The sequence below is a fragment of the Deferrisoma sp. genome (genome assembly GCF_054681715.1).
In genome coordinates this window covers 1-7,804 of record NZ_BAAHFQ010000133.1, presented here as the reverse complement: position 1 = coordinate 7,804, position 7,804 = coordinate 1, and the positions used below count along the sequence as shown (strand labels likewise).

Here is a 7,804-nt window from a genome sequence, read left to right as displayed (position 1 = left end):
CTTCCAAGTAACTTCCTGCTGGGATGCTAGGAGGCTGGGAAGCTAGGATGCTAAAATCCTTTTGGATTTCAGCGTCTGCGGTTGTCCCAACCTGTGGGAGCGGCTTTCGAGCCGCGACCATGTCCCTTCGGGCCTTCGGCCCGGATCGCGGCGGGGACGCCGCTCCTACCCCGACCCATGACTCGGGTGTTACTGTCATGCACAGTGGCGCCCCAAAGGGGCGCTGGGGAGCTTCCAAGTAGATTCGGTCTCGGGGTCGTCGGTCCCGTGGTCCTGACCGCGGCGGTCCACCGTCTGACCGGGAGCGAAAAGTTATTGTTCTTGCGAACAGGCCGCGCTCCGCGGCCTACCGGAGCTTCCACCGGGCGGAAAACCCCATGGACGTCGCCTGCCACGAGTGCAACCCCTACCTCTGGAGCCTGGGCATCCTGGCCATCTTGGGGGTGTCCGCGGGCGGCCTGGGGGCCTGGGTCTGGGCGGCCCGGGCGAGGGCCGGCGCCCGGGCCGAGGCCGCAGCCTGGGCCGCGGGGAGGGCGGTGCGGTTCCAGGACCGGAACGCGGCGTTTTTCGGGGTGCGCTCGGCCGGATGGCGGCAGGTGCGAGGAAACGGGGTGCTCGTGGTCACCGACGAGGCGCTGTGGTTCCGCCGGCTGGTTCCGGCCCGCACCTGGGTGATCCCCCTCGACCGGGTGCGGGGCGTGTCCACCCCCAAGGTCTTCCTGGGGAAAACGGCGCTCCGGCCCCTGGTAGCCGTGGAGTTTCTCGGGGAGGCCGGAACCCCCGATGCGGCCGCCTGGGCCGTGAGGAATCCGCAGGCCCTGGTGCGGGCCCTGGAAGGCGCATAAGCCGGCCCGGCCGAACCCCCGGGCCGGAGAACCCCCTGGAAGCCGCTGGGCCCCCCAGCGCGAAGCCAAAGGAATCCCATGCCCAAAGCCCTCACCCCGGCGGAGGCGATCCGCCGGATCGACGGTCTCGAGAAGTTCGGCATCCACCTGGGGCTCGACCGGATCGCCGAGTGCCTGCGGCGCCTCGGGAACCCCCAGTCCCGGTTCGCCGCGGTCCACGTCGCGGGCACGAACGGGAAGGGCTCGACCGCGGCCTTCACGGCCTCGATCCTCGAACGGGCCGGGTACCGGGTGGGCCTCTACACCTCCCCGCCCCTGGAGTCGTTCGGCGAGCGGATCCGCGTTGACGGCGCCGACCTGCCCAACGAGGCCGTGCCCGAACTCCTGGCGCGGGTGGAGGCCACCGGGGTCGGGCTCACCCAGTTCGAGGTCATCACGGCCATGGCGTTCGTCCATTTCGCCGAACGGGGGGTGGAGTTCGCCGTGGTGGAGGCCGGCCTCGGTGGCCGGCTGGACGCCACCAACGTGGTGGAGCCCGCGGTGAGCGCGGTGACGAACGTGGGCCTGGAGCACGTGGAGCACCTGGGGCCCACGCTCGGCCACATCGCCCGGGAAAAGGCGGCCATCGCCCGGCCGGGGGTCCCGCTCGTGACTGCGGCCGAGGGGGAGGCCCTGGAGGCCGTGGAGGCCGAGGCCGGAGCCCGGGGCGCTCCGGTGGTGGTCGTAGGACGGGACGTGTTCGTGGATCCCGAGGGGGAGGGCTTCGGGTACCGGGGCAGGCGGTGGCGCCTTACGGGCCTCCGGCCGAGCCTCCGGGGGCCCCACCAGGGCCGGAACCTGGCCGTAGCCGTGGCCATGGCCGAGTGCCTGGCCGCACGGGGGTGGCGGGTGTCGCCGGAGGCCGTGGCCCGGGGGGTGGCCGCGGCCCGGTGGCCGGGCCGGTTCGAGGTGCTGGGCCCCGGGCCCCGGGTGGTCTTGGACGGGGCCCACAACCCCCACGCGAGCCGCTGGCTCGCCGAGACGCTTCGGGGCGAACCCAAGGACCGGCTCTTTCTGGTGCTCGGGGTTCTCGGCGACAAGGACGCCCAGCGGATCGTCGCGGACCTCGCGCCCCTCGCCGATCGGGTCTGGGTGACCCGGTCGGCCTCGGTCCGGGCGATCCCTCCCGAGCGGCTCCTCCAGGAGGCCCGGTCCCTCGTGGGGGACCGGGCGCTTGCCGCCGCCACGGTACCCGAGGCCCTGGACCAGGCCCTGGCCGAGGCCGGACCGGGGGACCTCGTGTGCGTGACCGGGTCGCTCACGGTGGTGGGGGAGGCGCGCCGGCGGCTGAGGGAACTCGGGTGGGTGTCCTGAGGCGCCCCCTTCTCGCGCTCGTTCTGGTGGCCCTCGCGGCCGGAGCCGGCCGCGCCCAGACCCTGCGCCTCGACCGGGTGGGGGGGGAGGGGCCCGTGGAGATCCGGGCCGACGAGATCGAGGCCCGGCTGTTGGGGCAGGAGCCCGAGGTCACGGCCCGGGGGGCGGTGTCGGTGGTGTGGGACGGGTACCGGCTCCGGGCCGACCGGGTCCGGTTCGATCCGTCGGCCGATCGGGTGGAGGCGGAGGGCCGGGTGGTGTTCACCGACCCCGGCGGAAACCGCCTGGAGTGCGAACGGTTCGAGGTGAATCTCGGGACCCAGAGGGGGGTGATCCGGCGGGGGCGCCTGTGGATCGCGGCCGAGGGGTACGAGGTGTGGGGCGAGCGGTTCGAGCGGGTGGGCGAGCGCTCGTACCTCGTGGAACAGGGCGGGTTCACGGCCTGTGACGGTACCTGGCCGAGCTGGCGGGTCGAGGCCGACCGGGTGGACGTGGAGCTCGAGGGGTTCGTCCGGGCCCGGGGCGCCGCCTTCTGGATGGAGGGGGCCCCTCTCGCCTACGCCCCGGTGCTGGTGTTCCCGGTGATCCGGGAGCGCCGCACGGGGTTCCTGCTCCCCCGGCTCGGGTGGTCCGACTCCCAGGGCCTGCGGTGGCTCCAGCGGTTTTACTGGGCCCCGGCCGACGCCTGGGACGCGACGCTCCGGGCCGAGTACCGGAGCCGCCGCGGTTGGACCGAGGGGGTCGAGGTCCGGTACGCTCCGGCCGAGGGCCACGCCGGCCGGGTGGACCTGGAGCACCTTTTCGACCGGACCGATCGGTCCCACCGGTACGCCGTGGAGGCCGACCACGAGAGCCGGTTCGGGGAGGGACAGCGCCTCCGGGTGCTCGGCCGGTACCAGGGAGACACACGGTACCGGGAGGAGCTGGCCGACGACCTGGACGAGCGGGAGGCCCGGAGGCTCCGGTCGTTTGGGCTGTGGTCCTGGGACCGGGCCGGCGGCACGGCCTACGGTCTGGCCGAGTTCTTCCAGGCCCTGGACACCTCCCAGGCCGGGGTGCTCCAGACCCTGCCCCGGGTCGGGTTCCTGGGACGGCCGGTGCGGGTGGCCGGGCCCCTGGTGGCCGACCTGGAGGCGGACGCGGCCCGGTTCTGGCGGGCCCAGGGGGAGCGGGGGGAGCGGTTTTCCCTGTTCCCCCGGGTGGGGCTGGACGGCCGACTCGGGGCCCTGGCCGGCACCGCAAGGGTGGGGTTCCGGGAGAACGGGTACCGGCTGGACGGCGGCGACCGATTTCGGGGCGCCCCGGTGGCCGAGGCCGCGGTGGGCGCCTTCGGCTGGCGGCGGTGGGGCGGATGGCTCCACACGTTGGAGCCCTTTGCCGGGATCCGCGTCGAGGGCCGGGGCCACGGCGACGACCCGCCGGTGTTCGACACCGCCGACCGGTTCGACGAGGGGGCGCTCGCCCGGGCCGGCCTCGGCACCCGGTGGCTCCGGGCCGGGGAGGAGTGCGTCGGCGCGGACCTCGCGGCCGAGCGCGACCTCGACCGCGGAAGCGCGGGCACGATCCGGGCCGACGCCTTCTGGGTCCTCGGGGGCCGGTGGTGGGTCGAGGGGGAGTACGACCTCGGCTCCGAGGCCTGGGAGTCCTGGGGGGCCGGGTGGCGCACCCGGGGGGACGACCGGCGGTTCGCCCGGGCCGAGGTCCGGCACCGGCGCGACGAGACCACCTACCTCGACCTGGGCCTCGGGGTGGGCCTTGGCCGGTACGGCCGGGTCGCCTACCGAAACCGCGCCGATCTCCTCGAGGGGCGGCTCCTGGAGGACGCGATCCTCCTGGGCGTGCGCCACCCCTGCTGGGAGCTCGACATCACGTACAGCCGCACCCTGCTGGCCGAGGAGGACCGCCTCGACCGAAAGGTGTTCCTGACGGTGAACCTCAAGGGATTGGGAAAGCTCGGTACCTGGAAGGGGTTCGTGCCGTGACCCGGGCGCGGCGGGTTGCGCTCGGGTGTCTGATGGTGCTCGTGCTCGCGGCCGCGGCCGCGGCCGGGGGGGATCCGGGAATCCCCCTTTACGAGGCCGCCCGGGTCCGGTACCGGGCTCTGGAGGCCGACGGCCCGGAGGCCCGAAACCCCGAGAACTGGCGCGAAACGGCCGATCGGTTTCGGCGGGTGGCCGACGAGGCGCCCCGGTCGGCCAAGGCCGACGACGCCCTCTACATGGTGGGGATCTGCCGGGAGCGGGCCGCGGCGCTCTCGGCGGGGCCGGCCGACCGGCGGGCGGCGGTGGAGGCCTACGACCGGCTGGCCCGGGCGTACCGCGATTCCCGTCTGGCCGACGACGCCCTCTTTCGGGCGGGCCGGATCCTGGAGGGGGCCGGGGATCGGGCCGGGGCGCGGCGGTTCTACGAGCGGGTGCTCCGGGACACCCCGTCGGGAGACATGGTCGGGGCGGCCCGCCGCCGGCTCCGGGATCTCGACCGGCCCACCACGGTGGCCGGGGTGCGCCGGTGGTCGGGCCCACGATACACCCGGGTCGTGGTGGACCTGGGCCACACCGTGGCGTACCAGGTGGGGGAGCTCGCGGCCGACCCGAACGCGAAGCGGCCGCCCCGGATCTTCGTCGATCTCCGGCCGGCCCGCGTGGGGCGGGGCTGCGAGCGGTGCGTGGCCGTCGGGGATGGGCTGGTGCGGCAGGTCCGGGTGGCCCAGCACGCCCCCGACACCGTGCGGGTGGTGCTCGACCTCGAGGAGCCGGCCGACCATCGGGTGTTTCCCCTGGAGGGGCCGGCCCGACTGGTGATCGATGCGTTCTCGTCGCGTTCCGCGTCCGAGGACGTGGTGGCCCGGGTCCTGCGCGAAGGGGCGGCGGGCCGCCGTCCGTTCCGGGTCGTGATCGACCCCGGCCACGGCGGGAAGGACCCGGGCGCCCTCGGGCCGGGGGGGCTCAAGGAGAAGGACGTCACCCTGGCCATCGCCCGGGAGCTCGCTTCGCTCCTCCGGGAGCGGGAGGGCTGGGAGGTGCGGCTCACCCGCGACCGCGATGTGTACCTCTCCCTCGAGGAGCGCACGGCCCGGGCCAACGCATTCGGCGCCGATCTCTTCCTCTCGATCCACGCCAACGCGAGCCCGTCCCGCCGGGCCCGGGGCATCGAGACCTACTACCTGAGCCCGGCCTCCGACCGGGCGGCCCGGCGGCTCGCGGCCCTGGAAAACCAGGGCCGCGAGGAGGACCTGGCCGAGATGGAGCACATCCTGGCCGATGTGGTGCTCTCGGCCAAGGTGGAGGACTCCCGGCGCCTCGCCCGGGCGGTCCAGGAGGCCCTGGTGGACGAGCTCGCGCGCAGCGTGGGGCCCGTGCGGGACCTCGGGGTCAAGCAGGGCCCGTTCTATGTGCTCACCGGCGCGGTGATGCCGGCTGTGCTCGTGGAGACGTCGTTCATCACCCACCCCGAGGAGGCCCGCCGGCTCCGGGACCCCGCGTTCCGCAAGCGCGTGGCCCAGGCTCTCGCGAAAGGGGTCGAGGCGTTCGCCCGGGGGAGGGGGGGATGACTTCGGTCCTGGCGGCCCCGGCCCTCCCCGCCGACCCGGGCGAGCGCGCTCGGGCCGTGGCCCGGTGGGCCGAGGCGGCCCGGGAGGAACTGCGCGCGCTTCACCGGCGCGGCGCCGGGGGGGTGGAGCTCGTCCGGCGCTGGACCCGGGCCGTGGACGGCCTCGTGATCGCCCTGTTCCGGGCCGCCGGGGCGCGGCCGGACGCCGTCTGCCTCGTGGCCCTCGGCGGGTACGGCCGGGCCGAGCTCTCCCCGGCCTCGGACCTCGACCTCCTGATCCTCCACCGGGCAGGCGACGATCCCAAGGCGGTGGCCGAGGCCCTGTGCTACCCCCTGTGGGACGCCGGGTTCGAGGTGCAGGCCGTCACCCGTACGGTGGAGGAGAACCTGGCGGTGGCCCGGGCCGATCTGCGGAGCCGCACGAGCCTCCTGGAGGCCCGCCGGCTCTGGGGGGCCGAGGACCTCTGGGCCGAACTCGAGGATCGGGTGATCGCCGGCGAGATCCTCTCGGGCGACCGGGCCGGGTTCGTGGAGGCGAAGTGGGCGGAGCTGGAGGCCCGCCACGCCCGGTACGGTGACACGGTGTACCTGCTGGAGCCCCAGGTGAAGGAGGGCCCGGGGGGCCTTCGCGACATCCACACCGCCGAGTGGGTGGTGCGGGTGGCGGCCGGAACCCGCGACCTCGACGAAGCCTGCCGGCGCCTGGGGGTGCCGTCCGGCGAGCGCGAAGGGCTCGAGGCGTGCCGGGAGTTCCTGCTGCGGGTCCGCAACCAGCTCCACCTGGCCGCCGGCCGGCGCGACGACCGGCTCGGCTTCGAGCGCCAGGACGAGGCGGCCGGGGTGTTGGGGTTCGAGGACGGGGCCGGGGTGCCGGGGGTGGAGCGGTTCCTCCAGGCCTACCACGCCACGGCCCGGCGGGTCATGCACCTCACCCGCACGGTGATCCGCCGGGCCCGCGCCGACGGGGCGGCGCGGGGAGGCACCGAGCCCTGGCGGGAGCCGGGGGTCGGGTTCCGGGACGGGGAGGTGGTCGTGGACCCCGGCGAGGTGGTGCGCCGGCCCATCGTGCTTCTGGCCGCGTTCGAGGCGGCCCAGGAGACCGACCGGGAGCTCTCGCCCCAGGCCCTGGAGGCGGTGCGGGAGAACCTCCACCGGGTGGACGACCGGTTCCGGCGGGACCCCGAGGCCGTGGCGCGGTTCCTGGGGATTCTGCGGGCCCCGCGCCGGGTGGCCACCACGCTCATGACCATGCACGAGGTGGGGTTCCTCGACCGGTTCATCCCGGAGTTCGCCCGGATCCACGGCCGCTGCCAGCGGGACCTCTACCACGTCTACCCCGTGGACGTGCACAGCCTGTTCGCCGTGCGGGAGCTCCGGCGGCTGGCCCGGGGGGAGTACGAGGGGGCGTTCCCCGTGCTCACCGAGCGGATCCGGCGGGTGCGCCACCCCGAGGTGCTCTACCTGGCCGCGCTCCTCCACGACGTGGGGAAGGGGAGCGGGGGCGGCCACGCCGAGCGGGGGGCCGAGGCCGCCGTGGCCGTGGCCGACCGCATGGGGTTCGACCCGGAGCAGCGAGAATACCTGGTGTTCCTGGTGCGCCGCCACCTCCTCATGGCCCGGACGGCCCAGGCCCGCGATCTGGACGACCCCGACGTGATCGCGGCGTTCGCCCGGGAGGTGGGGGACCTGGAGTCCCTGGACCTCCTGTACCTTCTGACCTTTGCCGACATCCGGGCCGTCGGCCCGGGGGCCTGGACCCCCTGGAAGGGGGTGCTCCTCGACACCCTCTACCTCCGGACCCGGGTGTTCCTGGAAACCGGGGGCGAGGCCGGGCCCCGGCGGGACGACCCGGCCCGGGCGGCGGCCGTGTCCGACCGGCTCCGGGAAGCGGCGGCCGGCCGGGTGCCCCCCGACGAGGTGGAGGCGTTCCTGGCCGGGGTGGAAACCGTGCGCTACCTCCTGGCGAACCCCCTGGAGACCCTTCTGGCCCACCTGGAGGCGTTTGCCGGGCGGCACGACGACCCGGTGGTGCGGTTCCGGGAGGTCCCCGAGGAGGG

Annotated in this window: 5 protein-coding genes; all 5 read left to right on the top strand. The window is 74.9% G+C overall.

Translation table 11 applies throughout. The features are described from left to right. Positions 1–377: 377 nt before the first annotated feature. Positions 378–845: a hypothetical protein gene (locus tag ACY0I8_RS14380; protein ID WP_461395307.1), complete on the top strand. Its 468-nt coding sequence runs from the start codon at positions 378–380 to the stop codon at positions 843–845. 78 nt (positions 846–923) lie between these two features. Next, positions 924–2,198, top strand: a complete 1,275-nt coding sequence (locus tag ACY0I8_RS14375; protein ID WP_461395306.1) for a bifunctional folylpolyglutamate synthase/dihydrofolate synthase — start codon at positions 924–926, stop codon at positions 2,196–2,198. Continuing rightward, a complete protein-coding gene (locus ACY0I8_RS14370) occupies positions 2,186–4,180 on the top strand; it encodes an LPS-assembly protein LptD (RefSeq protein ID WP_461395305.1) in 1,995 nt (664 codons plus the stop codon). The genes ACY0I8_RS14375 and ACY0I8_RS14370 overlap by 13 nt, the downstream gene beginning before the upstream one ends. Beyond that, a complete protein-coding gene (locus ACY0I8_RS14365; protein ID WP_461395304.1) occupies positions 4,177–5,748 on the top strand; it encodes an N-acetylmuramoyl-L-alanine amidase in 1,572 nt (523 codons plus the stop codon). The genes ACY0I8_RS14370 and ACY0I8_RS14365 overlap by 4 nt, the downstream gene beginning before the upstream one ends. Further along, positions 5,745–7,804: [protein-PII] uridylyltransferase (gene glnD / locus ACY0I8_RS14360; RefSeq protein ID WP_461395303.1), on the top strand; the 2,060-nt coding region annotated here is incomplete at its 3' end. The genes ACY0I8_RS14365 and glnD, both read left to right, overlap by 4 nt.

Excerpts from the sequence above, each read along its gene's own strand:
- ACY0I8_RS14380 (WP_461395307.1), top strand. The coding sequence starts at position 378 with ATGGACGTCGCCTGCCACGAGTGCAACCCCTACCTCTGGAGCCTGGGC.
- ACY0I8_RS14375 (WP_461395306.1), top strand. The coding sequence starts at position 924 with ATGCCCAAAGCCCTCACCCCGGCGGAGGCGATCCGCCGGATCGACGGT.